Source organism: Luteimonas sp. A611 (genome assembly GCF_054072715.1).
This window is the reverse complement of sequence record NZ_JBSVRP010000002.1, coordinates 137974-162424: the sequence shown is the minus strand read 5'-3', so window position 1 is coordinate 162424 and position 24451 is coordinate 137974. Positions and strand designations below refer to the sequence as shown.

Genomic DNA, 24451 nt, shown 5'->3' with positions numbered 1-24451 from the left:
GGCCAGAGGCAGAGGACGACGCAACGCATGAGCAGGAAGTCCGGCGGCAAACGCCGCAGATCCGCGATAGCCAGGCGCGAAGCCGGAACGTCGCAGCCAGCTGTAACACCCTCCGCAGGTGCGCTGACACGCACGGACCTCGCGCTGCGCGTGCTGACCATCGTCGGCCTGCTGCTGACCGCTTATCTGACCTGGATTGCCTGGGGCAGCGGCAGCGCGGCCCTGTGCATCGAAGGTTCTGGCTGCGAACTGGTGCAGGGCAGCCGCTGGTCGCGCTTCCTCGGGTTGCCGATCGCGGCCTGGGGCCTGCTGCTGTATGCGGCCCTGGCATGGACGGCGTGGCGGCCGGCGCCGCGGCTGGTGCGCTGGCGGCGGTTGTGGCGGCTGGCCTTCATCGGGTTGGCGGTCAGCGTCTACCTCACGGTGGCCGGCCTGGTGGCGCTGCAGGCGGTGTGCGTCTGGTGCCTGGCCTCGCTGGCGATCATGGCGACGGTATTCGGGCTGGTCCACGCCGGGCGCCCGGACGCCGCCCCCGGCACGCCTTGGTCGACGTGGTGGCTGGGCAACGGCCTGCTTGCGCTGGGCCTGCTGGCCGCGCTGCAGCTGTCGGCGATGGGCTTGCTGGAACGGCGCGAAGACCCGCACCTGCGCGCGTTGGCCGAGCACCTGGCGCAGTCGCAGGTGAAGTTCTACGGCGCGTCCTGGTGTCCGGCTTGCAACGAGCAGAAGAACGCGTTTGGCGCGGCAGCCAGGCATCTGCCCTATGTCGAGTGTTCGCCCAACGGCCGTAACGGTGGCGTCGCGTTCGAGTGCATCAGCGCCGGGGTCGGCGGCTACCCGACCTGGGTGATCGATCGCCAGCACTACGGCGAGGTGCTGGCGCCGGAGCGCCTGGCGCGCCTCAGCGGATTCGACTGGGACGGAGCGGTGGGCGACTGATCGCCGGCGCCTGCCTCCTTCCCCCGCATGCGGGGGAGGGCTCCACGACGCGGTGCCTGCTTCCTTCCCCCGCATGCGGGGGAGGGTGCCGAAGGCGGATGGGGGCGCGCCGAAGGCGCGGGCGGTGGCGTCGCGACCGGTTTGCCCCCACCCCAACCCTCCCCCGCAAGCGGGGGAGGGAGCCGTTCGCAGGCGCAGCCGCGCGCCCCAAACGAAAGACGCCGCCCGGAGGCGGCGTCTGCACGTTCCACAACCCCGCGCTCAGTCCCGGTCGCGGCCGTCGTTGTCGAGCGCCGACTTCTCACCCGCGAACGGATTGAGCTTGCGGACGTTCCAGGGATAGTTGGGCCAGTCGCCAGCCAGGTACGGGTGACCGGGCTCGTTCTGCTGCAGCACGCGGCGTGCGTCGGCGGCCAGGGTTTCGTTGCCCAGTTCGGTGTAGGCGGCGGCGAGCACGGCCACGGCATCGTTCTGGAACTCGCTCTGCGGGTAGGTTTCCAGCAGGTAGGTGGCGCGTTCGGCGGCGGCGATCCAGGCGTCGCGGCGCATGTAGTACAGCGCGATCTCGATCTCGTGGCGGGCGAACATGTTGCGCAGCGCGACCATGCGCTGGCGCGCATCGGGGGCGTAGCGGCTGGAGGGATAACGGTCGACCAGGGTGTTGAAGTCGGCATAGGCCTGGCTGGGCGTGGCCAGGTCGCGACGGCTGGCGTCGAGCTTCCACACGCGCTGCAGGAACACCGTGTCGCGGTTGGAGTTCACCAGCCCGCGCAGGTAATACATGTACGGCGTGTTGGCGTGGGTGGGATAGGTGCGCAGGAAGCGGTCGATCGTGGAGATCGCCTCTTCGTTGTTGCCCATCTTGAAGTGGGCGTAGGCGCTTTCCATCAGCGCCTGCTCCGTGTAGGGCCCGTAGGGATACTGGGCGAGCAGGCGGCGGTAGGTGACGGCCGCGCCGGACCAGTTGCCGTTGTGCATCTGCGACAGGCCCTTGTCGTAGAGCTCCTCGACCGGGACCCCCTCGTGCTCGTCCTTGTCCTTGAAGACGCCCTTGAGGCGCGCGCAGCCGGAAGCGGTGATGGCGATCACGAGCAGCAGCAGCACGGTGCGGAGAAACGGGGACAGGCGGACGGTCATGGGCACCGGAGGCAGGCTAGGCACGAAGCGCGGATAATACCAGCCCGTCCCGGTCGCCCGGGTCCATCGCCTGAATCGCAGCCGTCCATGTCCGATCCCGGTCCCGACACCACCCCTCCGCGCGTGGCCCGCGTCCCCGCAACCGCCGCCGGGCGCCGCTTCGATGCGGTGCTGGCCGAGCTGTTCCCCGAGTTTTCGCGCTCGCGCCTGGCCGGATGGATCCGCTCCGGCGACGTCCGCCTGGACGACCGCGAGGTGCGGCCGCGCGATCCGGTGCGCGGCGGCGAGCAGGTCAGCCTGCATGTGCGCCTGGAGGCGGAAACCCGGGCCGAGCCCCAGGACATCCCGCTGCAGGTCCTGTACGAGGACGACGAGGTGCTGGTGATCGACAAGCCCGCCGGCCTGGTGGTGCATCCGGGCGCGGGCAATCCCGACGGCACCCTGGTCAACGCCCTGTTGTATCGCCATCCGGCGCTGGCTTCGGTGCCGCGTGCGGGCGTCGTCCACCGGCTGGACAAGGACACCTCCGGCGTCATGGTGGTCGCGCGCACCCTGCAGGCGCAGACCGCGCTGGTGGCGCAGCTGTCGGCGCGCGGCGTGCACCGGCAGTACCTGGCGGTGGCGACCGGCGCGCTGGTGGCCGGCGGCACGGTCAATGCGCCGATCGACCGCCATCCGCGCGACCGCGTGCGCATGGCCGTGCGCGAGGACGGCCGCGAGGCGTTGACCCATTACCGCCTGCGCGAACGTTTCCGGGCGCATACCGCGGTCGAGTGCCGGCTAGAGACCGGCCGCACCCACCAGATCCGCGTGCACATGACCCACGTGCGCCATCCCATCGTCGGCGATCCGCTGTACGGCGGGCCGCTCAAGCTGCCCAAGGGCGCGTCGGAGGAACTGGTGGCGGCGCTGCGCGGCTTCCGCCGACAGGCGCTGCATGCCGAGACGCTGGAGTTCGCGCATCCGGCCAGCGGCGAGCCGGTGCGCTTCAGCGCGCCGGTGCCCGAGGACATGCTGGCGCTGATGGCGGCCCTGCGCGCGGATGCGGCCGCGCATGCCGAAGCCGAGCGCGGGCGGCGGTGGTAGGCGACCGCATCGAAGCGGCCGGGCTGCCGGCGAACGTGCGTGCGTTCACCACGCTGCGGTCTGGCGCGGGGGGCTCCGCGGCGCCGTTCGATACGTTCAACCTCGGCAATTTCCGCGACGCGCAGGGGGATGATCCGGAGGTGGTCGCGCGCAACCGGGCGGAGCTGGTGGAGAGGTTCGGGCTGCCGTCGTGGCCGCACTGGCTGTGGCAGGTGCACGGGACGCAGGTGGTGGGGTTCGATGCGCCGGCCGGGGGCGAGCCCGAGCCGCAGGCCGATGCCGCCACCACCTCCACGCCCGGTGTCGTGCTGGCCATCCTCACCGCCGACTGTCTGCCGGTGGTCTTCGCGGCGAAGGACGGCAGCGAGATCGCCGCGGCGCATGCCGGCTGGCCGGGCCTGTCGCAGGGCATGCTCGAAGCCACGCTCGCGGCGATGTGTACGCCGCCCGCCGATGTTGTCGCCTGGATCGGTCCTTGTGCGGGCCCGTTGCGCTATGAAGTCGGGCGCAATGTGTTCGATGCCTTTGTCGGGCTGGACGCCGGCGCGGCGGGCGCGTTCGTGCCCACCCGCGAGGGACACTGGCTGGCAGACCTGCCCGCGCTGGCGCGCCGCCGCCTCGCGGCAGCGCGCATGGACGCGGGGGACATCCACGGCGGCAGCCTGTGCACCATGTCCGAACCCGATCGCTTCTTCTCGCACCGCCGCGATGGCCGCAGCGGACGCATCGCGACCCTGGCGTGGATCCAAGCCGGTTGAGCCCAGGGCGGCCGCCTCGCCCGTAGCGGACGAGCGTCATTGCAGGCCGGTCCCGCCCGCCCGCACCCGCGACCGCTCCCATCCGCGTCCGCAGCGTGGCTGCAACCCGGCGCGAGTCCGCGCATCGCAACCGCTATCCTTGCCACCCGTTCCGCCGATCCAGTGCATGCAGCCCACCGTGTTCCAGCTGGCGCTTGGCGCCGCGTTCTTCCGCTTGCCGGAGAGCCTGCGCCGGCTCCATGCGAGCCGCGGCCGCGTCCGCTACGCCGGCATGGCGACGATCGAACGCGGCAGGAACCCGCTGGCGCGGCTGTGCGCGTGGATCGCCGGCCTGCCGGCCGCCGGCGAGGAGGTGGCGACCGTGATCGAGTTCGACTGCGGGCCACGCCGCGAAACCTGGCGCCGCGAGTTCGGCGGCGCGCGCATGACCTCGACCCTGACCCTCCGCGACGGCCTGCTGCGCGAACGGCTCGGGCCGCTGCAGTTCCGCTTCGCCCTGTATGCGAACGCAGGCGTGATCTGGTGGACCGTGGCGGGCGCGCGCCTGTTCGGCATCCTGCCCCTGCCGGCGTCGATGTTCGACGGCGTGCGCTGCCGCGAGTACGAACAGGACGAACGCTACCGGTTCGAGGTCGACGCGGCGCTGCCGCTGGCCGGGCGCATCATCCGCTACGCGGGCTGGCTGGAACCGGCATGAGCGGCAAGGCCGACGGCCGCGGCCCTGGCGATCCGGCGCAGGCGGCCGCGATGGGCAAGTCCGAGGCCGGCGTCGGCATCATCGTCTTCGACGGCGTCTGCGCGCTGTGCAACGGCTGGGTGGACTTCCTGCTGGCGCGCGACCGGCGCCACCGCTACCGCTTCGCCGCGATGCAAAGCCCCGCCGGCCGGCGCCTGCTGGCCACGCACGGCCTGGATCCCGATGACCCGGCTTCGTTCCTGCTGCTGGACGGGCAGGGCGCGCATACCGATACCGACGCGATCGCGCGCGTGCTGTCCGGGCTGGGCGGGGCGTGGCGGCTCGCCGCGCTGGGCCGGCTGCTGCCGCTTGCGGTGCGCGACCGGCTGTACCGCGTCGTCGCGCGCAACCGCTATCGGCTGTTCGGACGCCGCGATGCGTGCCGGCTGCCGGACCCGGCGCACCGGCACCGGTTCATCGTCGACTGAGCATCCGGCGGCGTCGCGGACGCGCGTGGGTCAGCCGATCCAGGTGGGTGGAGTGGCCACTACAGCCACGCAGTCTTGTATCCGCCGCCACCCACCCGCATCTGGAAACCATTGCCGGCACGTCCGGCCACCCTTCCCGAGGCGATTCCCATGCGGATGGACAAGCTGACGTCGCGCTTCACCGCGGCCCTGCAGGACGCACAGTCGCTGGCCGTGGGCCGCGACCACAATTTCATCGAACCGGCCCACCTGCTGGTGGCACTGATCGACCAGCAGGGCGGCGGCACGCGGCCGCTGCTGTCGCAGGCCGGCGTCAACGTGCCGCTGCTGCGCGAGCGCCTGGGCGAGGCGCTCGAACGCCTGCCCAAGGTGACCGGCCAGGCCGGGCAGCTGTCGGTCGGCAACGACCTGATGCGCCTGCTCAACGTCACCGACAAGCTGGCGCAGCAGCGCGGAGATGCCTTCATCGCCAGCGAGCTGTTCCTGCTCGCGGCGATCGAGGACGGCGGTGAGGCCGGCAAGGCGCTCAAGGCCGCCGGTGCCACCAAACAGATGCTGGAAGCGGCGATCGACAAGGTGCGCGGCGGCGAAAGCGTGCGCGACGCGAACGCCGAGGAATCGCGGCAGGCGCTGGAGAAGTACACCATCGACCTGACCGCGCGCGCGGAGAGCGGCAAGCTCGACCCGGTCATCGGCCGCGACGAGGAGATCCGCCGCACCATCCAGGTGCTGCAGCGCCGCACCAAGAACAACCCGGTGCTGATCGGCGAGCCGGGCGTGGGCAAGACCGCGATCGCCGAAGGCCTGGCCCAGCGCATCGTCAACAACGAGGTGCCCGAAGGCCTGCGCGGCAAGCGCGTGCTCTCGCTCGACATGGGCGCGCTGATCGCCGGCGCCAAGTTCCGCGGCGAGTTCGAGGAGCGGCTGAAGGCCGTGCTCAACGACCTTGCCAAGAACGAGGGCCAGATCATCCTGTTCATCGACGAGCTGCACACCATGGTCGGCGCCGGCAAGGCCGAAGGCTCGATGGACGCGGGCAACATGCTCAAGCCGGCGCTGGCGCGCGGCGAGCTGCACTGCATCGGCGCGACCACGCTCGACGAGTACCGCAAGTACGTGGAGAAGGACGCGGCGCTGGAGCGGCGCTTCCAGAAGGTGTTCGTCGGCGAGCCCAGCGTCGAGGACACCATCGCGATCCTGCGCGGGCTCAAGGAGCGCTACGCGGTGCACCACGGCGTGGAGATCACCGACCCGGCGATCGTCGCCGCGGCCACGCTCTCGCACCGCTACATCGCCGACCGCAAGCTGCCCGACAAGGCCATCGACCTGATGGACGAGGCGGCTTCGCGCATCCGCATGGAGATCGACTCCAAGCCGGAGGAGCTCGACCGCAAGGAGCGCCGACTGATCCAGCTCAAGATCCAGCGCGAGGCGCTGAAGAAGGAGAAGGACGCCGAATCGAAGCAGCGCCTTGCCGACCTGCAGACCGAGATCGACGGCCTGGAGCGCGAGTACAACGACCTCGAGGAAATCTGGAAGGCCGAGAAGGCCATGGTGCAGGGTGCGACCAGGATCAAGGAGCAGATCGAGCAGGCGCGCCTGCAGCTCGAGGCCGCGCAGCGCCAGCAGGACTACGCGAAGATGAGCGAAATCCAGTACGGCACGCTGCCGGAACTGGAGAAGCAGCTCAAGGCCGCGCAGGAGGTCGAGACGACCGGATTCCAGCTGCTGCAGGATCGCGTGACCGCCGAGGAGATCGCGGAAGTCGTGGCGCGCTGGACCGGCATCCCGGTCAGCAAGATGCTCGAGGGCGAGCGCGAGAAGCTGTTGAACATGGAGCAGGCGCTGCACGGCCGCGTGGTCGGGCAGGACGAGGCGATCAAGGTCGTGTCCGATGCGGTGCGCCGTTCGCGCGCCGGGCTGTCCGATCCCGATCGTCCCAGCGGCTCGTTCCTGTTCCTGGGCCCGACCGGCGTGGGCAAGACCGAGCTGTGCAAGGCGCTGGCCGAGTTCCTGTTCGATTCGACCGACGCCATGGTGCGCATCGACATGAGCGAGTTCATGGAGAAGCACGCGGTCTCGCGCCTGGTCGGCGCGCCCCCGGGCTACGTCGGCTACGAGGAGGGCGGCTACCTCACCGAGGCGGTTCGGCGCCGGCCCTACAGCGTGATCCTGCTCGACGAGGTCGAGAAGGCGCATCCGGACGTGTTCAACATCCTGCTGCAGGTGCTCGACGACGGGCGCCTGACCGATGGCCAGGGGCGCACCGTGGACTTCCGCAACACGGTCATCGTGATGACCTCCAACCTGGGATCGCACCAGATCCAGGAGCTGTCGGCGGACGATTCGCCCGAGGCCTACGTGCAGATCAAGGCGGCGGTGATGGGCGTGGTGCAGGCCCACTTCCGGCCGGAGTTCATCAACCGGCTCGACGACATCGTGGTGTTCCATCCGCTGGACAAGGCGCAGATCCGCTCGATCGCGCGCATCCAGCTGCGCGGTCTGGAGCGGCGGCTGGGAGAGCGCGGCATCCGCATCGAGATTTCCGAGAAGGCGTTCGACCTGCTGGGCAACGTCGGCTTCGATCCGGTGTACGGCGCGCGGCCGCTGAAGCGCGCGATCCAGCAGCAGCTGGAGAACCCGCTGGCGCAGCAGATCCTGTCGGGCGCGTTCGGCAATGGCGATACGGTGCGCGTGGACGCCGAGGGCGGGAAGCTGGTGTTCGACAAGGAGTGATTGGTCCGCGGGGCCGCCGAAGCAACATCGCCTCGCCAGCCTCAAAGCCCCCGCAGCCCAACCCCCGCAGCCAACCCCATGGTTGCCCCTGCAACCTGACACCCCCGCGCGATCCCTTTGGCGTATGGTCGACAGCCCTTGTCCCAACCGCGCAGCGCCAATGTCCAACGCCAACTGGAAGCCCGAAACCATCGCCGTCCACGCCGGCTATTCGCCCGATCCCACCACGCGCGCGGTCGCGGTGCCGATCTACCAGACCGTGGCCTACGCCTTCGACAGCGCCCAGCACGCCGCCGACCTGTTCGACCTCAAGGTGCCGGGCAACATCTACACCCGCATCATGAACCCGACCACCGACGTGCTGGAGCAGCGCGTCGCGGCGCTGGAGGGCGGGATCGGCGCGCTGGCGCTGGCCTCGGGCCAGGCGGCGATCACCTACGCGATCCAGACGATTTCCGAGGCCGGCGACAACATCGTCTCCTCGGCCGCGCTGTACGGCGGCACCTACAACCTGTTCGCGCACACGCTGCCGCAGTTCGGCATCGAGACCCGCTTCGCCGATCATCGCGATCCGGAGTCGTTCGCCAAGCTGATCGACGAGCGCACCAAGGCCGTGTTCGTCGAATCGATCGGCAACCCGCTGGGCAACATCACCGACATCGAGGCGGTGGCGAAGGTCGCGCACGCCCACGGCGTGCCGCTGATCGTCGACAACACCGTGCCCAGCCCGTACCTGCTGCGGCCGATCGATTTCGGCGCCGACATCGTGGTGCATTCGCTGACCAAGTACCTGGGCGGCCACGGCAACAGCATCGGCGGTGCCATCGTCGACTCGGGCAAGTTCCCCTGGGCCGAGCACAAGGCGCGCTTCCGCCGCCTCAACGAGCCGGACGTGAGCTACCACGGCGTGGTCTACACCGAGGCGCTGGGCCCGGCCGCCTACATCGGCCGTGCGCGCGTGGTGCCGTTGCGCAATACCGGCGCGGCGCTGTCACCGTTCAACGCGTTCCTGATCCTGCAGGGCATCGAGACGCTGCCGCTGCGCATGGACCGGATCAATGCCAACACCCTGGCCGTCGCGCGGCACCTGCAGGCGCACCCCAAGGTCGAGTGGGTGAACTACGCCAGCCTCGAGGGCCACCCGGACCATGCACTCGCGCAGAAGTACCTGCGCGATGGCGGCGCGTCGGGCCTGTTCACCTTCGGACTGGCGGGTGGCCGCGAGGCGGGCGCGCGCTTCCTCGACGCACTGCAGCTGTTCACCAGGCTGGTGAACATCGGCGACACGCGTTCGCTGGCCACGCATCCGGCGTCGACCACCCATCGCCAGCTCTCGCCGGCGGAACTCGAGCAGGCCGGAGTGACCGAGGACACGGTGCGCCTGTGCGTCGGCATCGAACACGTCGACGACCTGCTTGCCGATCTGGAGCAGGCGCTGGCCCAGGCCTGATCCGGAAGCTGGCAGCCCCGGCCAGAGCTGCGCTGCGCCCCAGGCTTGGCTTGCCTGACGCGGCGCGGCTTCCCGCCTGTCATCCCGAGCGCAGCGAGGGATCTCCGGCACGACGCCTGACCCGGCATGATGCGACTTGCCCGCAGCCGCGATGTGCTCGCACGCCTTCCGACATGCGCCGCGTGTGCCCCATCAGCCCAGGCGTTCCAGCAACTTCTGCACACCCGCGCTCGCCGTCATCCGCAGCCGCTCGTCCGCGTAGGCCGACACCGCGCTCTCGACCGGATTGATCTCGACCACGCGCACGCCGCGGCGGCGCGCAAGCTGCGGCAGCGACGCTGCCGGATGCACCAGTCCCGAGGTGCCGACCACGACCAGCAGTTCGCACGCATCCAGTGCCGCGCAGGCTTGCTGCCAGGCCTCGTCCGGAAGCGCCTCACCGAACCAGACCACGCCCGGCCGGAACGGGCCGCCGCAGGCAGGGCAGGACGGCGGTGACTCGCGTGCGCCTTCGGTCAGCGCATCCAGGCCGTCGAGGATCGGATCAGGCGCGAGCGTGTGGCCACAGTCCAGGCAGCGCGAAGCGAACAGACTGCCGTGCAGGTGCACCACGTCGTCGGAGCCGGCACGTTCGTGCAGGTCATCGACGTTCTGCGTGATCACCGACACCGCATGTCCGCGCTGCGCAAACCCGGCGATGCCCAGGTGTCCGGCGTTGGGACGGGCGCGACGCACCATCGCCGCCCGCCACCGGTACCAGCCCCAGCACAGCGCCGGATCGCGGCGGAAGGCCTGCGGCGTCGCCAACTGTTCGGCGTCGTAGCGCGACCACAGTCCGGTCAAGGCGTCGCGGAAGGTGGGGATGCCGCTTTCGGCGGACATGCCCGCGCCGGTGAGGAAGGCGATGCGCATGGGTCAGCTCCTGCGGTCAGGGATCCCTCACTGCGTTCGGGATGACAGCCGTCGGGACCGGATCACGATTGCTAGCGGCCGACGTGGATTCACGCCGCCGCTGGCGCCGGATCGCTGGGCGGGGCGGCATCGTCGCCGGCCACCTTGCGCGCGGGTCGGTAGGGTGGGGTCGACATCACCATCTCGGCCAGCGAGAACGCCAGTTCGCGCTCGGCCAGCACCGCGCCGTCGGCGCCGTGCTGCAGCAGGTGGCGCACCTCTGCTTCGCTGTGCGCGCGGGCCAGCACGGTGAGCGCAGGGTTGACCTTCTTCATGCGCTCGATCGTCTCGCCGGCCTCGAGCGCGCGCGGAATCGCGAACACCGCAAGCTTGGCGCGCTTGGGCAGCGCCTCGTGCATCACCGGCTCGGACGCGACGTTGCCGCGTACGGTCAACATGCCTTCCTCGCGTGCGCGATGGGCGAGGTCGGCGTCCTCCTCGACGACCACCACCGGCACGCCGCGATCGCGCAGCAGCAGCGCAAGCTGCCGGCCCACACGGCCATAGCCCACCACGATGGTGTGGTCGTCGACGTCGAGCGCGGGGTGCTCCAGCGGATCCTCCTCGGGCTCGCCCGCCAGCGCGGCGGCTACCGCGGCTTCGGCCGCGGCCTTCTTCGCCAGGCGCCGGTCGAGCAGGCGGAAGATCATCGGGTTGAGCATGATCGAGATCAGCGCGCCAGCCAGCACCAGCGACTGCTCGTCCACCGACAGCATGCGCAGCGCCACGCCGAGGCCGGCGATGATGAAGGCGAACTCCCCAATCTGCGCCAGGCTCGCCGAGATGGTCAGGGCGGTGGAGGTCGGATGGCCGAAGGCGCGCACGATGAAGAAGGCGACCGCCGACTTGCCGAAGATGATGATGAAGGCCGTGGCCAGCACCTCGAGCGGGCGGTGCACCAGGATCATCGGGTCGAACAGCATGCCCACCGAGACGAAGAACAGCACCGCGAAGGCATCGCGTAGCGGCAGCGAATCACTGGCCGCCTTGTGGCTGAGCTCGGACTCGTTGAGCAGCATGCCGGCGAAGAACGCGCCCAGCGCGAACGACACGCCGAACAGCAACGCGGAGCCGAACGCGATGCCAAGCGCGATCGCCAGCACCGATAGGGTGAACAGCTCGCGCGAGCCGGTGCCGGCAACGCGCTCGAGCACCAACGGGATCAGGCGCCGACCGACCACCATCATCACCGCGACGAAGGCGGCGACCTTGAGCAGGGTCCACAGCACGGTCAGCGAGACCGCGCGGAACGTCGGCGGCGGCGCGCCATCGGTGCCGACGAAGATGTCGGCCATCACCGGCATCATCACCAGCGCGATCACGCAAGCCAGGTCTTCGACGATCAGCCAGCCCACCGCGATCCTGCCGCGCGTGGTGTCGAGCAGGCGCCGCTCCTCCATCGCCCGCAGCAGGACGACCGTACTCGCGGTGGCCAGGGCGAAGCCGAAGATGATGCCGTGCAGGGTGGGCCAGCCGAGGATCGCCGCAAGGCCCCAGCCGAGCAGGGTGGCCACGACAATCTGGGCGACCGCGCCCGGGATCGCGATCGCCTTGACCTCCATGAGGTCCTTGAGCGAGAAGTGCAGGCCGACGCCGAACATCAGCAGCATCACGCCGATCTCGGCGAGCTGGTTGGCCAGCTCCTGGTCGGCGACGAAGCCAGGTGTGAACGGCCCGACGATGATGCCGGCGACGAGATACCCGACCAGTGGAGACATGCGCAGCCGGTTGGCCAGCGCACCGAGCACGAACGCCACGGCAAGGCCGACTGCGATGATACTGATCAGGTCGGTGTCATGGGGCATCGAATATGCGGCGATCGTCGCTTCCGGGAACGCAGTTTCGCCGAATGCGCCCGTTCCGGGCAAATCGCGCGTTTGTACGCGCTTGCGTGCGCCCTGAAACGCGAAAGCCCGGCAATGCCGGGCCTTCGGATCAAGCGCGGGCGTCGCCTACCAGCGGTAGCCGACACGCCCGTACACATAGGCGCCGTTGAAGCCGAACGGCGACTGGCTGTTGTACGGGAACTGGCCGGTGGTCGAGTTGAGGTAAAGGTTCTCGTCCGGATACTCGTTGAGGATGTTGTCCGCGCCCAGGGTCAGGGTCCAGCGATCCGCCGGGCGGTAGCTGACGGATGCGTCGAGCAGCCATTTGGCATCGAAGGTCTGATCGCGCGCGGCCAGCGCCGCGCTGGACTGGCGCGTGGTGTAGTCGCCGTGCCGGGTCGCACCCAGGTTCAGGTCCCACTGCTGCAGGTTCCACGACGCGCCGATCATGGTCTTGGTGCGCGGATAGCCTTCCTCGATGCGGCCCTGCTCGTCGCGGCCGATGCGTTCGAGCTCGACGCCCAGCGTCTCGAGTTCCACCGGGTTCTCGGCGATGCGGGTGATCTCGGTCTTGTTGTAGTTGTGGCCGGCGGTGAGGTTGAGCGCGCCGCGTTGCAGCGGGATCGAGTAGCTGCCCACGATGTCGATGCCGCGCGTGCGCGTGTCAACCGCGTTGGTGAAGTAGCGCGCACTGGTGACGTTGGTGATCCCGAGGCCGGCCAGCAGATCGGTCACGGCCTGGTTGGCGATCAGGTTGGACGACAGCACGACGCGGTCGTCGATGTCGATGCTGTAGGCGTCGATGGTCACGTACAGGCGCTCGACCGGCTGCAGCACCAGGCCGAGGCCATACGACAGCGAGGTTTCGGCCTGCAGCGGTTCCGCGCCGAGGGCGAGCGCCGCCGCGCTGGTGGTGCGGAAGGTGCCGGATTCGTAGAACACGCCGCTGATGCTGTTGCTGGTGACCGCCTGGTAGTACTGCTGGCCCAGCGCCGGCGCGCGGAAGCCGCTGGCCACGGTGCCACGCAGGGCGACCGCATCGTTGAACGCGAAGCGTGCGGACAGCTTGCCAGACAGTTCGCTGCCGAAATCGTCGTAGTCCTCGTAGCGGGCGGCGACACCGGCCGAGAAGCGGTCGCTCACGTCCGCTTCCAGCCCGGCGTAGACCGAATAGCTGGAGCGGTCGAAGCTGCCCGCGTTGAGCGCGGTGAATCCGCCGAAGCCCTGTGCGCCCGAGCCGCTGTACGAGGCTGGCTCGCCGGCCGACTGGCTCCACTCTTCCTGGCGGTACTCGGCGCCGAGCGACAGCGTGGCCGGGTAGGGCAGGCCGAGTTCAAGCGCCCGGGTCACGTCGAGGTTCGCCACCTGCTGGTTGTATTCGAGGGTGCCGTCGTAGAAGCGGCGCGGGCTGTCGGCGCCGAGCGAATAGTTGATCGAGTTCTGGGTGTAGAACTCGAGATCGTTGCTGCCGTAGTTGTAGCTCAGGTCCCAGTTCCAGCCGCTGTCGGTCCACCCCTTGAGGCCCGCGGCCAGCGAGCGGTCGCGCGAAACCTGGTTGATCTCCGGCACGAAGCCGTCGGGATAGGCGAGGGCCAGCAGTGCGCCCTGGCCGCTGTGGTTGCGCGAGCGGTAGAAGGCGAAGGACACGATGTCGCGGTTGCTGGCGATGGTGCTGGCGTAGCCGGTGAGGTGTTCGCTGAAGCTGAACTCGGTGGTCGCCGAGACGCTGGCCGCCTGCACCGCGGGGTCGCCGTAGACAAAACCGACCTCGCCGACGCCCGGGTTGTTGCCGGTGTGCGGCGCCGGCGTCACGCCCTGGGACGGATCGGGGTGGTAGGGGCGCGCGCGGTTGGTGGAGTCCTGGTCGCTGAGCTGGGCTGCCACGTGCAGGTTGCCGCGGTCGCCGGCATAGGTGATCCCGGCATCGCCGGAGATCTGGCCGTTCTTGCCGTCGCCGGCCGAATACTGGCCAAGGTCGACCTGCAGGCTGCCGCCCCGTTCGGCACCCTTGAGCACGACGTTGACCACGCCGGCGATGGCATCGGAGCCGTACTGCGCGGACGCGCCGTCGCGCAGCACTTCCACCCGCGCGATGGCCGCGATCGGAATGGCGTTGAGGTCGACCGCCGAGGAGCCGCGGCCGATGCTGCCGTTGACGTTGACCAGGGCGGAGATGTGGCGGCGCTTGCCGTTCACCAGCACCAGCACCTGGTCCGGCGAGAGGCCGCGCAGCTGCGCCGGGCGCACGCCGCTGGTGCCGTCGGTGACGGCGGGGCGCGGGAAATTCAGCGAGGGCAGGGCGCGCGACAGCGCGGTCGCCAGCTCCACGGTGCCCGTGGCCTGCAGGGCTTCAGGGGTCAGGATGTCGATCGGCGACTGGGACTCGGCGACGGTGCGGTCGGCGACGCGGGTGCCGGTCACGATGACCGTATCCAGGGTCCTGCCGGCGTCGGCCGGAGCGTCCTGCGACTGCGCGTGGGCTGCGGAAGCAGTCAAGGTCAGCAACAGGGCGGCGGTGAGGGGGTGGCGGATCATGTCGGCTCCTAGGGGGGAGAGGGGTGGGTGTGAAATTAACCCCTACGTAACAAATCGCCAAAGGGGCAATCCCGATCGCCTTATTCCTTTCGGGCATGAGCGACTGCTTTGGCGGCGTCCCGGCCTACTCCTTTAGAATGGTCGGTCATGATCGCTTTCCGCAATTTCGCCCTCCGCCGCGGCGAACGCCTCCTGCTGTCCAACGTCGACCTCACCCTGCACGCCGGTTACCGGGCGGGCGTGGTCGGGCGCAACGGCACCGGCAAGTCCTCCCTGTTCGCCGCCGTGCGCGGCGAACTCGAACCCGACAAGGGCGACCTGGACGTGCCCAACCGGGTGCGCATCGCCAGCGTGGCGCAGGAAACCCCGTCGCTGCCCGACCCGGCGATCGAGTTCGTGCTTGGCGGCGACGACGTGGTCGCCGCGGTGATCCGCGCCGAGGCCGAAGCCGCCGCGCGCGAGGACTGGGAGTCCGTGGCCGTCGCGCACCAGCGCCTGGCGGAGCTGGACGGCTACGACGCCGAGGCCCGCGCCGGGCGCCTGCTGCACGGTCTGGGCTTCCCCGCCGAGACCCATCGCCGCGCGGTGAGTTCGTTCTCGGGCGGCTGGCGGGTGCGCCTGAACCTGGCGCGCGCGTTGATGATGCCCAGCGACCTGCTGCTGCTCGACGAGCCCACCAACCACCTCGACCTCGACGCGGTGCTGTGGCTGGAGCAGTGGCTGCTCAAGTACCCGGGCACGCTGCTGCTGATCAGCCACGATCGCGAATTCCTCGATGGCGTGAGCACCCATACGCTGCACCTCAACGACGGCAAGGCCAAGCTGTACGTCGGCGACTACACCGCCTTCGAGCGTCAGCGCGCCGAGCACCTGCGCCAGCAGCAGGTCGTGCACGAGAAGGAACAGGCCGAGCGCGCCCACCTGCAGAAGTTCATCGACCGCTTCAAGGCCCAGGCCAGCAAGGCGCGCCAGGCGCAGAGCCGGATGAAGCGACTGGCCAAGCTGGCCGGCACCGAGGCGGTGCGCGCCGAGCGCGAGTTCCGCATCGAGTTTCCTGCGCCTGCGAAGCTGCCGCATGCGCTGCTGCGGATCAACGATGGCGTGTGCGGTTACGTCCCAAAGCCCCTTGAAGGGAAGGGCGCAATACGCATTCTGGAAAACGTCGGTTTCGGCCTCGAGGCCGGCGACCGCATCGGTCTGCTCGGTCCCAACGGCGCCGGCAAGTCGACCCTGGTCAAGTCGCTGGTCGGGGAGCTGCCGCTGCTGGCCGGCGAGCGCTATGCCCATCCGGACCTGCGCATCGGCTACTTCGCCCAGCACACGGTGGAATCACTGGTTGCCGGCACTTCGGCGATCGACCACCTGCGCGAGCTGTCACCGGACACGTCGACGCAGGCCTTCCGCGATTTCCTGGGCAAGTGGTATTTCCCCGGCGAGCGCGCGTTCGAAAGCATCGATGGCTTCTCCGGCGGCGAGCGCGCGCGGCTGGCGCTGGCGTTGATCGCCTGGCGCCAGCCGAACGTGCTGCTGCTCGACGAACCGACCAACCATCTGGACCTCGACATGCGCGAGGCACTTGCCGAAGCGCTGAGCGATTTCGAGGGCGCGATCGTGCTGGTGTCGCACGACCGGCACCTGATCGGACTGGTGAGCGACACCTTCTGGCGCGTGTCCGATGGCGTGGTCAAGCCGTTCGACGGAGACCTGGACGAATACGCGGCGTGGCTGCGTTCGCGACCCTCCGGCGAACAGGCGCGTGCGCCCGCGATGCCCAAGGTTGCGGAGCCGCCGCCCGAGCCAGCCAGGCCGGCGGCGAAGGTCAACCCGCACAGGCTGGGCAAGGTCGAAGCGCGCGTGGCCGAACTCGAGCAGGCGCTGGCGGACCTGGAAGCCGAACTGGCCGAGCCCGCGATCTACGCCGATGGTGCCCGGGTGGTCGACATCGGCCAGAAGCAGGCGGCACTGCGCGCGCAGCTGGACGATGCGGAAGGCGAACTGCTGTCGCTGTACGGCTGAGTGCAATCGCGGCCTCGCCGCGAGGACAATGGATTTCGTGCGGCGCCTCCGTCGCAATCGAGTATCTGCAGAAGGGGCTTCGGCCGCTATCCGGCAACTTGCGATGCCACACCTGCGCGGTTACGGTGCAGCGATGAATAAAACACATCGCTACATCACGCACCGCATCCTTCCCCTCGCCGCGCTTGCACTCGCGCTGTCCGCCTGCAGCGGAACCAGCACCGATGCCGGCGACAACAATGCGGCAGCGCAGGCCGATGCCGCGGCCGAAGGCATCGACCCGTCGCAGGCGTCCGACGCGCAGGCACCCGCCGACCAGTTCCTGGCAGCGCTCGCGCGCCACTGCGGGCAGGCGTTCGAAGGGCGCGTCGTCGCCAACCAGCCTGCCTCGGCCGAGCCGGACGCGTTCGAGGGCAAGCGCCTGGTGATGCACGTGCGCGGCTGTGAGGCGCCCGCGCGCGAACTGCGCGTGCCGTTCCACGTGGGCGATGACCACTCGCGCACCTGGGTGCTGACCCGCACCGGCGACGGCCTGCGACTCAAGCACGACCACCGCCACGAGGACGGCAGCGACGACGCGGTCACCATGTACGGCGGCGATACCGCCAGCGCCGGCACCGCCGTGCGCCAGGAGTTCCCGGTCGATGCCGAATCGATCGCGGTGTTCGAGCGCGAGGGTCTCGACGTCTCGGTGACCAACACCTGGGCGATGGAAGTCGAGCCCGGGCAGCGCTTCCTCTACGAGCTCACCCGTCCGGGCGGCCGCGAGTTCAAGGTCGAGTTCGACCTGTCGCAGGCCGTGGACCTGCCGCCCGCACCGTGGGGCAGCGCGCCGCAGGAATAAGTGGCGGCGGCGCTGCCGGCTTGCTTTCCGCGGCGCCGCCCCCACACTGCGCGCTCGAGACGAACCACCAACCGATATCGCCATGCCCATCTATGCGTACCGCTGCGAGCAGTGCGGTCACAGCTTCGACCGCCTGCAGAAGCTTTCAGACCCGGACCCGGACGCTTGCCCGTCCTGCAGCGCCGCGTCGGTCAAGCGCACGCTGACCGCGCCTTCGTTCCGCCTGGCCGGTGGCGGCTGGTACGAGACCGACTTCAAGAAGGACGGCGACCGCAAGCGCAACATCGCCGATGGCGGCGATGGCGGGTCGAAAGAATCCAAGGGCGATTCGAAGGGCGACACCGGCGGCTCATCGCCCGATGCGGCCAAGCCCGCGGCCACGCCGGCCGCCGCGCCTGCGACCAAGGCTGCCGACGCCTGATCCCGTCGCGTGCCGCGCGGCAACTCGCGCGCGGCCCCGTTTACCCCAACCGATACTGCGGACCTCCCCTCAGGACCGCGAGCGTTCGGCCGTGCGCACCATCGCCAGGCTGGTGAGCTCCATGTACTCGGCCCAGTCCAGCCAGGCGCGGAATTCCAGGTCGTTGGTTGTGTCGTCCAGCCCGATCTGCAGCCGGATCGAACCGGTGGGATGGCGTGCGGGCTGGATCCACTCGCGCGCCACCACGCGTCCGTCCGAGGCGACCGCCTCCAGCCAGAACGGGTGGCTCGGCCACTCGCGCGTGCGCAGCCGCAGCTGATACTGGCCGGCGACCAGCTCGGTTTCGTGGCCCAGCCAGATCGAGCGCCGCGGCCTCGGTCGCGGGCCGGTCGCGGCTTCCAGCGGCGCATCCACGCGCACGCCGCGCTGCAGGTCGGCGTCGGCGAAAAGCTTGCGGTTGTCGTGTGCGTCGACCAGCAGCGCACACCATTCGCCGCTCAGCGCGTCGTCGTCGAAGGCCGTGCAGCGGTCGACGTAGGCGCGCACGTTGGCCGGATCGTCGATGCCGAACTGGCGTGGCGCATCCTCCATCGTGATCGCGCCCAGTGCCCAGTCCTCGTCGTACTCGATCATCACCGGCGGGCGTACGTGCTGCAGGCCGATCCGGATCTGGTCGCCGTCGATGCGCAGGGTGCGCGTGTCGCCGCCGGTCCACAGCGCGCGCGCATAGGCCAGGTAGGGCGCGTAGCCGGTGTCGGCCTCGTCCAGCGCGGCCAGACTTGCGCTCGACGCCGCACCGGGCACCAGCAGCGAGCGGCCGAAGCCGAGCGCATCGCGGGCCGGGTCGATCAGCGACAGCAGCGTCGCGCCGGAGTCGAGCGTGGTGCCGGGGACCGCCAGCTGCTGGCCTTCGAGCCCCGGCGCCAGGAACAGCAGCAGGTTCTCGCGGCGCATGCCGGCCAGGACGTCGCTGAGGTCGTTCGGCATCGCCAGATGGTCGGAGGCGAGCACGATCAGGGTGTCGTCGGCGTAGGGGCTGCTGCGGATGCGCTCGATCAACCCGGCAATCAGCATGTCGCTGCACTTGATCGCGTGCAGCAGGTCGATGTCGCCCAACTCGCTGCGGTAGCGCACGTCGCTGCAGGCGACCGGGAGATGGCCGGCCGGATGGTGGGTGTCCATGGTCAGCGCGTTGAGCATGAACGGCGTGCCGGCGGCCGAGAGCTGCATGAAGGTCTCGAACGCATCGTCCAGCAGCACGTCGTCGTGCAGGCCCCAGTTGGAGAAGTGGGCGCGGTCGATGCCGGCGTCTCGGTAATGGGCGAGGTCGCGCACCTCATCGAAACCGTGCTGGTGCAGGAAGCGTCCCTTGGCGGCGAACCCCGAATCGGCGCCACCCAGGAACAGGTTGCGATAGCCCTGGCCCTTGAGGAAATCGCCCAGGCAGTGCGCGCCGGGCAGGAACTCGCGCATCCGCCCCAGGCTGTTCTCGTCGCCGCGCGCGGCGGTGAGCGGGATGCCGCACTGCGAGGTGACCAGGCCGGCGATCGTCCAGCCGCCGCCTTCGGGCGAGGCGATGTCGCGGAAGTCCAGGCCCTGCTTCACCAGTCGCGAGAGCTGCGGCATCAGGCCCGGGAAGACCGACGGGTCGAGGTAGGTGCGCTCCAGGCTCTCGGCGTAGATCCAGACGATGTTGGGGCGCCGGGGCAGTTCGCCGCCCGGCACCTGATACTGCGCCGCCACGCCAGTGGCATCGACTGGCGCCAGATGGCGCTGCAGGCGTTGGGCATCCGCATACATCGGGCTGGCCAGGACGGCGGCGACGAAGGCGGTGGCAAAGCCCACGGACACGATCGGCGCCGGGTGCTGACGCCGGAAGCGCTGCAGGCGCCCGCGCAGCAGCGGGACCAGCGCCAGTGGCAGCGACGAAAGCAGCGCCAGCCCCAGGAAGCGGGCGATGTCGCCGCTGAAATCACCGATGCCGGCGCCCTGCATGCCGGCCTGCAGGTGATAGAGCGTGGCCGGGTCGATGCCGTTGCCGCTGAGGCGGTCGACCAGCCACCAGGCGCTGAGCGCCAGCAGCAGGGAAGACAGCAGGGCGGCCTTGAGCCAGGCACGCCGCTCGGCGGCCAGCAGCAGATAGGCGAGCAGGAACAGCGACAGCAGGAGGATCGTCGGCATGCAGCGAGGCTTCCTGTGGGACGGGGCCGGTGCCCGCGCGACGGGACCTGGCTGACACAATGCCGTCATATGGCTGAATCGCACTTCCATGTGGGCTGCTGGCGTCTCGCGGCGCCCGCCGCTGTGCACGCGCGGGGCGCGTCCCCGGGCAAAGCGCTTTAAACTTCGCGGTTTGCCGGCTCGGCCGGCACGAGCCGGAGTTCCGTTCATGCGTACCCACTTCTGCGGCCTGGTCGACGAGACGTTGATCGGGCAGAGCGTGACCCTGTGCGGCTGGGCCGACGTCGCGCGCAACCTCGGCGGGGTCTGCTTCATCGACCTGCGCGACCACGAGGGCATCGTCCAGGTGGTGGCCGAGCCGTCCGATGCGGCTGGCAACGCCGGCGTCGTCGCCGCAGCGGAGAAGGTGGGCTACGAGGACTGCCTGCGCATCACCGGCACGGTGCGCCGCCGGCATTCGGTCAATGCGAAGATTGTCACCGGCCAGGTGGAAGTGGTGGCCGAGGTCATCGAGGTGATGAACAAGGCCGAGCCGCTGCCGTTCCATCACCACGAGAACCCGGGCGAGGAGACGCGGCTCAGGTACCGCTACCTGGACCTGCGCCATCCGGAGATGCAGCGCCGCATGCGCACGCGCACGAAGCTGGTGAGCGCGCTGCGCCACTGGCTGGATGCGCGCAGCTTCCAGGACATCGAGACGCCGATCCTGACCAAGGCCACGCCCGAGGGCGCGCGCGACTTCCTGGTGCCCGCGCGCATGCATCCGGGCGAGTTCTATGCGCTGCCGCAGAGCCCGCAGCTGTTCAAGCAGATCCTGATGATGGCCGGCTTCGACCGCTACTACCAGATCGCGCGCTGCTTCCGCGACGAGGCCCTGCGCGCCGACCGCCAGCTGGAATTCACCCAGCTCGACATGGAGTTCGCCTGGGTGTCCGAGCGCGATGTGCAGGACACGGTCGAGGCCATGATCCGCGACGTGTTCCGCGAAGTGGTCGACGTCGAGTTGGCCGCCGAGTTCCCGCGCCTGACCTGGGCCGAAGCCATGCGCCGCTTCGGTTCGGACAAGCCCGACCTGCGCATCGCGCTCGAGTTGGTGGACGTGGCGGAACTGGTCAGGGACAGCGGCTTTGCCGTGTTCACCGGCCCGGCCAACGAGGCGGGCGGTCGCGTTGCGGCGCTGCGCATCCCGGGTGGCGCCTCGCTGAGCCGCAAGCAGATCGACGACTACGGCGCGCACGCGGCCAAGTACGGCGCCAAGGGCCTGGCCTACATCAAGATCGCCGAGTCGGGCGAGATCAGCTCGCCGATCCAGAAGTTCTTCGACGAGGCCGCGTTTGCCGCGCTGATCGCGCACGTGGGCGCGGGCAATGGCGACATCGTGTTCTTCGGTGCCGGCACGTATTCGACGGTCAGCGGCTTCATGGGCGCGGTGCGGCTCAAGGCAGGCAAGGACTTCGCCCTGGTCGAGGACGGCTGGCGTCCGCTGTGGGTCACCGACTTCCCGATGTTCGAATGGGACGAGGAGGCGCAGCGTTACGTGGCCCTGCACCATCCGTTCACCGCGCCGGCCGTGGACGACGAGGCCGACCTGCGCGCCAATGCCGCCACCGCAGTGTCGCGCGGCTACGACATGGTGCTCAACGGCAACGAGATCGGCGGCGGATCGATCCGCATCCATCGCGCCTCTTTGCAGAGCGCGGTGTTCGAGCTGCTGGGCATCGGCCGGGAAGAGGCGGAGCTGAAGTTCGGCTTCCTGCTCGACGCGCTCAAGTACGGCGCGCCGCCGCATGGCGGCATCGCCTTCGGCATCGACCGCATCGCCGCGCTGATGGCGGGCACCGAGTCGATCCGCGACGTGATTGCTTTCCCGAAGACCACCTCCGCGCAGTGCCTGATGACCGGCGCCCCGTCGCCGATCCCGGACGCACAGCTGGCCGAAGTGCACGTCCAGGTGCGGCCGAAAGCGTAAGGGCGATGGGCGCGCGGCGACCTGCAGGCCCCCACCCCAACCCTCCCCCGCAGGCGGGGGAGGGAGGAGATGCCGCCCGTCGCGGAAGGGCACGTCCGGAGCCCTCCCCCGCAAGCGGGGGAGGGAGCCAGGGCGCGAGGTCTTCTGCCCCTTCTGCCAAGCGCGTGGGCCGGGAAGGCGGACGTCGCGCGACATCTTTTGCTCCCTCCTCCGCCTGCGGGGGAGGGTTGGGGTGGGGGCCGCCGGATGCGCGTTGAGATCCGCCGCGCCAGCGTCGAAGACGCCACGACCCTGTCGGCGCTCGCTGCGCATACGTTCACCGAAACCTTCGGTCACCTCTATCCGCCGCAGGACCTCGCCGGCTTCATCGGCGAGGCCTATTGCGTCGAGCGCCAGCACACCATCCTGTCCCATCCGGATTACGCGGTCTGGCTGCTGGAGGAAGACGGCGTCGCGGTCGGCCATGCCGCCGCCGGCCCCTGCGGCCTGCCGCATCCGGATGTCGCGCCCGGCGACGGCGAGCTCAAGCGCCTGTACCTGTTGCACAGCCACCAAGCCGGCGGCCACGGCGGGCGGGTCATGGACGCCGTGATGGACTGGCTGCTGCGCGATGGCCCGCGCACGCTGTGGATCGGCGTCTGGTCCGGCAACGCCGGCGCGCAGCGCTTCTACGCACGACGCGGTTTCGACAAGGTTGGCGAGTACCTGTTCGCGGTCGGTGCCACCCAGGACCTCGAGTTCATCCTGCGGCGGCCCGCGGACGCGCTGCCGGCCGGCTGACCGCGCTATCGAGGGTAGACGGCTGCCGGCGCCTGGCGTCGGGGCACTTTGTCCGGTTCGGGTTTCCGCTTCCGGCAGCCCGGCGACGGCCCCCTTTTTCCCTGGTGCGATCGAGGGCATTCCCTCGGCTGGACTTGCAAGCGCCGTCGCGCCGTTGCCCAATCAGGCGATGTCCTCCTCGCCGTCCCCTCGCCTCCACGATGTGGCTGCCACGCGCCCGGTCCTGCTGATCCACGGCATCTGGAACACGCGCCTGTGGCTGCTGCCGCTCGCCCGGCGCCTGCGCGCGGAAGGATTCGATGCGCGGATCTGGGGCTACCCGAGCGTGCTGGGCGACCCCGCGCGGGCGTCGCAGGCCCTGGTCGACAGGCTGGCTGGCGGTCCGCCTGTCGATCTGGTGGGCTACAGCCTCGGCGGCCTGGTGGCGCTGGACGCACTGCGCATCGCGCCGGACCTGCCCGTGCAGCGGGTGGTCTGCCTGGGTTCGCCGCTGTGCGGCAGCTGCACCGCCCGCGCGCTGTGTGCGCGCCACTGGTCGTCGCTGGCGCTGGGCCGCAGCGCGAACCTGCTGCGACGCGGGCTCGACGGCTGGGCCGGAAAGGCCGAGGTCGGCGTGGTGGCGGGCTGCGTGCCGCGCGGCGTCGGCCGCCTGCTGTCGTCCGTGGATGCCGCGTCCGACGGCACGGTGGCCGTCGAGGAAACGCGGATGCCCGGCCTGCGCGACCATTGCCTGGTCCCGGCCAGCCATTCTGGCCTGCTGCTCTCGGCCGCCGCGGCGCGGCAGACGGCCGCATTCCTGCGCGAGGGCCGCTTCGAACATGGAGACAGGCCGCAAAACGTATAATCGGCGGGTCTTCCCGAACCGGTCATCGATCCATGGGGCGCGGTCCTTCCATCGAAGCACGCAAGAACGCCGTCGACGCGAGGCGCGGCAAGATTTTCACCAAGATCATCCGCGAGATCGGCGTGGCCGCACGCGCCGGCGGGGGTGATCCTGGTGGCAATCCGCGCCTGCGTGCCGCGATCGACAAGGGCCTGTCGCTGAACATGACCAAGGACGTGATCGAGCGCGCGATCAAGAAGGCCACCGGCGAGCTGGAAGGCATCGAGTACGAGGAGATCCGCTACGAGGGCTATGCGCCCGGCGGGGTGGCGGTGATCGTCGACTGCCTCACCGACAACCGCGTGCGCACCGTCGCCGACGTGCGCCACGCATTCGGCAAGTTCGGCGGCAACATGGGCACAGAAGGCTCGGTGGCCTTCATGTTCCGCAAACTGGGCGTGCTGTCGTACGGCGCCGGCGCGGACGAGGAAAAGGTCACCGATGCCGCGATCGAAGGCGGCGCCGACGACGTGGTCGTCTATCCGGAGGATGGTGCGATCGACGTGGTCACCACGCCCGAAACCTTCGTCGGGGTGAAGCACGCCATGGAAGCCGCCGGCCTGCCGCCGGACTTGGCCGAAGTGACCATGCGCGCCGACAACGACGTCGCCGTCGACGGCGACACCGCGCAGCAGGTCGTCAAGCTGCTGCGCTGGCTGGAGGACATGGACGACGTGCAGAGCGTCCATTCAAATGCCGAGCTGGGCGATGCCGTGTATGGCTGAGGGCCGGGAAGTGTGCGTGGGGAATCGGGAACAGCCGCGCGGCTGTTCGC

Annotated in this window: 19 protein-coding genes; 14 read left to right on the top strand and 5 right to left on the bottom strand. The window is 69.8% G+C overall.

All coding sequences use genetic code 11. The features are described 5' to 3' along the window. Positions 1-150 precede the first annotated feature (150 nt). Positions 151-939 carry a vitamin K epoxide reductase family protein gene (locus ACW5EG_RS11130; RefSeq protein ID WP_457021465.1) on the top strand — a complete coding sequence of 263 codons (789 nt, stop codon included), beginning with the start codon at positions 151-153 and terminating at the stop codon, positions 937-939. A gap of 261 nt (positions 940-1200) precedes the next feature. Here the strand turns inward: ACW5EG_RS11130 and ACW5EG_RS11125 are convergent, their stop codons facing one another. After that, positions 1201-2076: an outer membrane protein assembly factor BamD gene (locus ACW5EG_RS11125; RefSeq protein WP_457021464.1), complete on the bottom strand. Its 876-nt coding sequence runs from the start codon at positions 2074-2076 to the stop codon at positions 1201-1203. 87 nt (positions 2077-2163) lie between these two features. On the opposite strand from ACW5EG_RS11125, the gene rluD reads away from it, so the two are divergent. From rluD to ACW5EG_RS11095, 6 genes are all read left to right on the top strand, one after another. After that, the gene (gene rluD / locus ACW5EG_RS11120) at positions 2164-3162 is read left to right on the top strand and encodes a 23S rRNA pseudouridine(1911/1915/1917) synthase RluD (protein ID WP_457019361.1); all 999 of its coding nucleotides are present in this window, start codon (positions 2164-2166) and stop codon (positions 3160-3162) included. After that, positions 3156-3920, top strand: coding sequence for a peptidoglycan editing factor PgeF (pgeF, locus tag ACW5EG_RS11115; protein WP_457021463.1), 765 nt, complete (start codon positions 3156-3158; stop codon positions 3918-3920). The genes rluD and pgeF overlap by 7 nt, the downstream gene beginning before the upstream one ends. A gap of 166 nt (positions 3921-4086) precedes the next feature. Continuing rightward, a complete protein-coding gene (locus tag ACW5EG_RS11110; RefSeq protein ID WP_457019364.1) occupies positions 4087-4617 on the top strand; it encodes a DUF4166 domain-containing protein in 531 nt (176 codons plus the stop codon). A 50-nt stretch (positions 4618-4667) separates the two neighbouring features. Continuing rightward, positions 4668-5084, top strand: a complete 417-nt coding sequence (locus ACW5EG_RS11105) for a thiol-disulfide oxidoreductase DCC family protein (RefSeq protein ID WP_457019578.1) — start codon at positions 4668-4670, stop codon at positions 5082-5084. A 150-nt stretch (positions 5085-5234) separates the two neighbouring features. Next, positions 5235-7820: an ATP-dependent chaperone ClpB gene (gene clpB / locus ACW5EG_RS11100; RefSeq protein ID WP_457019365.1), complete on the top strand. Its 2586-nt coding sequence runs from the start codon at positions 5235-5237 to the stop codon at positions 7818-7820. A gap of 160 nt (positions 7821-7980) precedes the next feature. Beyond that, the gene (locus ACW5EG_RS11095; RefSeq protein ID WP_457019366.1) at positions 7981-9270 is read left to right on the top strand and encodes an O-acetylhomoserine aminocarboxypropyltransferase/cysteine synthase family protein; all 1290 of its coding nucleotides are present in this window, start codon (positions 7981-7983) and stop codon (positions 9268-9270) included. Between the two features lie 192 nt (positions 9271-9462). Here ACW5EG_RS11095 and ACW5EG_RS11090 read toward each other — a convergent pair whose 3' ends face one another. The 3 genes from ACW5EG_RS11090 to ACW5EG_RS11080 form a co-directional block, all read right to left on the bottom strand. After that, positions 9463-10182: an SIR2 family NAD-dependent protein deacylase gene (locus ACW5EG_RS11090; protein ID WP_457019368.1), complete on the bottom strand. Its 720-nt coding sequence runs from the start codon at positions 10180-10182 to the stop codon at positions 9463-9465. 89 nt (positions 10183-10271) lie between these two features. After that, positions 10272-12026 (bottom strand): YbaL family putative K(+) efflux transporter, encoded by a 1755-nt coding sequence (gene ybaL / locus ACW5EG_RS11085; RefSeq protein ID WP_457019370.1) that lies wholly within the window; start codon positions 12024-12026, stop codon positions 10272-10274. A 147-nt stretch (positions 12027-12173) separates the two neighbouring features. Continuing rightward, entirely contained in the window at positions 12174-14582 is a 2409-nt protein-coding gene (locus tag ACW5EG_RS11080; protein WP_457021462.1) for a TonB-dependent receptor plug domain-containing protein, read from the bottom strand. Positions 14583-14729: 147 nt separating this feature from the next. Between ACW5EG_RS11080 and ACW5EG_RS11075 the strand changes: the two genes are divergently transcribed. From ACW5EG_RS11075 to ACW5EG_RS11065, 3 genes are all read left to right on the top strand, one after another. Continuing rightward, a complete protein-coding gene (locus tag ACW5EG_RS11075; RefSeq protein ID WP_457019373.1) occupies positions 14730-16598 on the top strand; it encodes an ABC-F family ATP-binding cassette domain-containing protein in 1869 nt (622 codons plus the stop codon). A gap of 133 nt (positions 16599-16731) precedes the next feature. Next, positions 16732-17442, top strand: a complete 711-nt coding sequence (locus ACW5EG_RS11070) for a hypothetical protein (protein WP_457019374.1) — start codon at positions 16732-16734, stop codon at positions 17440-17442. Between the two features lie 82 nt (positions 17443-17524). Further along, positions 17525-17863, top strand: a complete 339-nt coding sequence (locus ACW5EG_RS11065) for an FmdB family zinc ribbon protein (protein ID WP_457019375.1) — start codon at positions 17525-17527, stop codon at positions 17861-17863. 69 nt (positions 17864-17932) lie between these two features. On the opposite strand, the gene ACW5EG_RS11060 is transcribed toward ACW5EG_RS11065, so the two are convergent. Further along, positions 17933-20044, bottom strand: coding sequence for a phosphoglycerol transferase I (locus ACW5EG_RS11060; protein WP_457021461.1), 2112 nt, complete (start codon positions 20042-20044; stop codon positions 17933-17935). A gap of 208 nt (positions 20045-20252) precedes the next feature. Between ACW5EG_RS11060 and aspS the strand changes: the two genes are divergently transcribed. From aspS to ACW5EG_RS11040, 4 genes are all read left to right on the top strand, one after another. Then, positions 20253-22013 (top strand): aspartate--tRNA ligase, encoded by a 1761-nt coding sequence (gene aspS, locus ACW5EG_RS11055; RefSeq protein WP_457021460.1) that lies wholly within the window; start codon positions 20253-20255, stop codon positions 22011-22013. A gap of 246 nt (positions 22014-22259) precedes the next feature. Further along, positions 22260-22793 carry an N-acetyltransferase family protein gene (locus ACW5EG_RS11050; protein ID WP_457019380.1) on the top strand — a complete coding sequence of 178 codons (534 nt, stop codon included), beginning with the start codon at positions 22260-22262 and terminating at the stop codon, positions 22791-22793. 169 nt (positions 22794-22962) lie between these two features. Beyond that, positions 22963-23637, top strand: a complete 675-nt coding sequence (locus tag ACW5EG_RS11045; RefSeq protein ID WP_457019381.1) for an esterase/lipase family protein — start codon at positions 22963-22965, stop codon at positions 23635-23637. Between the two features lie 32 nt (positions 23638-23669). Next, positions 23670-24401 carry a YebC/PmpR family DNA-binding transcriptional regulator gene (locus tag ACW5EG_RS11040; protein WP_457019383.1) on the top strand — a complete coding sequence of 244 codons (732 nt, stop codon included), beginning with the start codon at positions 23670-23672 and terminating at the stop codon, positions 24399-24401. The last annotated feature ends 50 nt before the right edge of the window (positions 24402-24451 follow it).

Coding starts and splice junctions, on each gene's coding strand:
- ACW5EG_RS11125 (WP_457021464.1), bottom strand. CDS start 2,076: ATGACCGTCCGCCTGTCCCCGTTTCTCCGCACCGTGCTGCTGCTGCTC.
- rluD (WP_457019361.1), top strand. CDS start 2,164: ATGTCCGATCCCGGTCCCGACACCACCCCTCCGCGCGTGGCCCGCGTC.
- ACW5EG_RS11110 (WP_457019364.1), top strand. CDS start 4,087: ATGCAGCCCACCGTGTTCCAGCTGGCGCTTGGCGCCGCGTTCTTCCGC.
- ACW5EG_RS11105 (WP_457019578.1), top strand. CDS start 4,668: ATGGGCAAGTCCGAGGCCGGCGTCGGCATCATCGTCTTCGACGGCGTC.
- clpB (WP_457019365.1), top strand. CDS start 5,235: ATGCGGATGGACAAGCTGACGTCGCGCTTCACCGCGGCCCTGCAGGAC.
- ACW5EG_RS11095 (WP_457019366.1), top strand. CDS start 7,981: ATGTCCAACGCCAACTGGAAGCCCGAAACCATCGCCGTCCACGCCGGC.
- ACW5EG_RS11090 (WP_457019368.1), bottom strand. CDS start 10,182: ATGCGCATCGCCTTCCTCACCGGCGCGGGCATGTCCGCCGAAAGCGGC.
- ybaL (WP_457019370.1), bottom strand. CDS start 12,026: ATGCCCCATGACACCGACCTGATCAGTATCATCGCAGTCGGCCTTGCC.
- ACW5EG_RS11080 (WP_457021462.1), bottom strand. CDS start 14,582: ATGATCCGCCACCCCCTCACCGCCGCCCTGTTGCTGACCTTGACTGCT.
- ACW5EG_RS11075 (WP_457019373.1), top strand. CDS start 14,730: ATGATCGCTTTCCGCAATTTCGCCCTCCGCCGCGGCGAACGCCTCCTG.
- ACW5EG_RS11070 (WP_457019374.1), top strand. CDS start 16,732: ATGAATAAAACACATCGCTACATCACGCACCGCATCCTTCCCCTCGCC.
- ACW5EG_RS11065 (WP_457019375.1), top strand. CDS start 17,525: ATGCCCATCTATGCGTACCGCTGCGAGCAGTGCGGTCACAGCTTCGAC.
- ACW5EG_RS11060 (WP_457021461.1), bottom strand. CDS start 20,044: ATGCCGACGATCCTCCTGCTGTCGCTGTTCCTGCTCGCCTATCTGCTG.
- aspS (WP_457021460.1), top strand. CDS start 20,253: ATGCGTACCCACTTCTGCGGCCTGGTCGACGAGACGTTGATCGGGCAG.
- ACW5EG_RS11050 (WP_457019380.1), top strand. CDS start 22,260: ATGCGCGTTGAGATCCGCCGCGCCAGCGTCGAAGACGCCACGACCCTG.
- ACW5EG_RS11045 (WP_457019381.1), top strand. CDS start 22,963: ATGTCCTCCTCGCCGTCCCCTCGCCTCCACGATGTGGCTGCCACGCGC.
- ACW5EG_RS11040 (WP_457019383.1), top strand. CDS start 23,670: ATGGGGCGCGGTCCTTCCATCGAAGCACGCAAGAACGCCGTCGACGCG.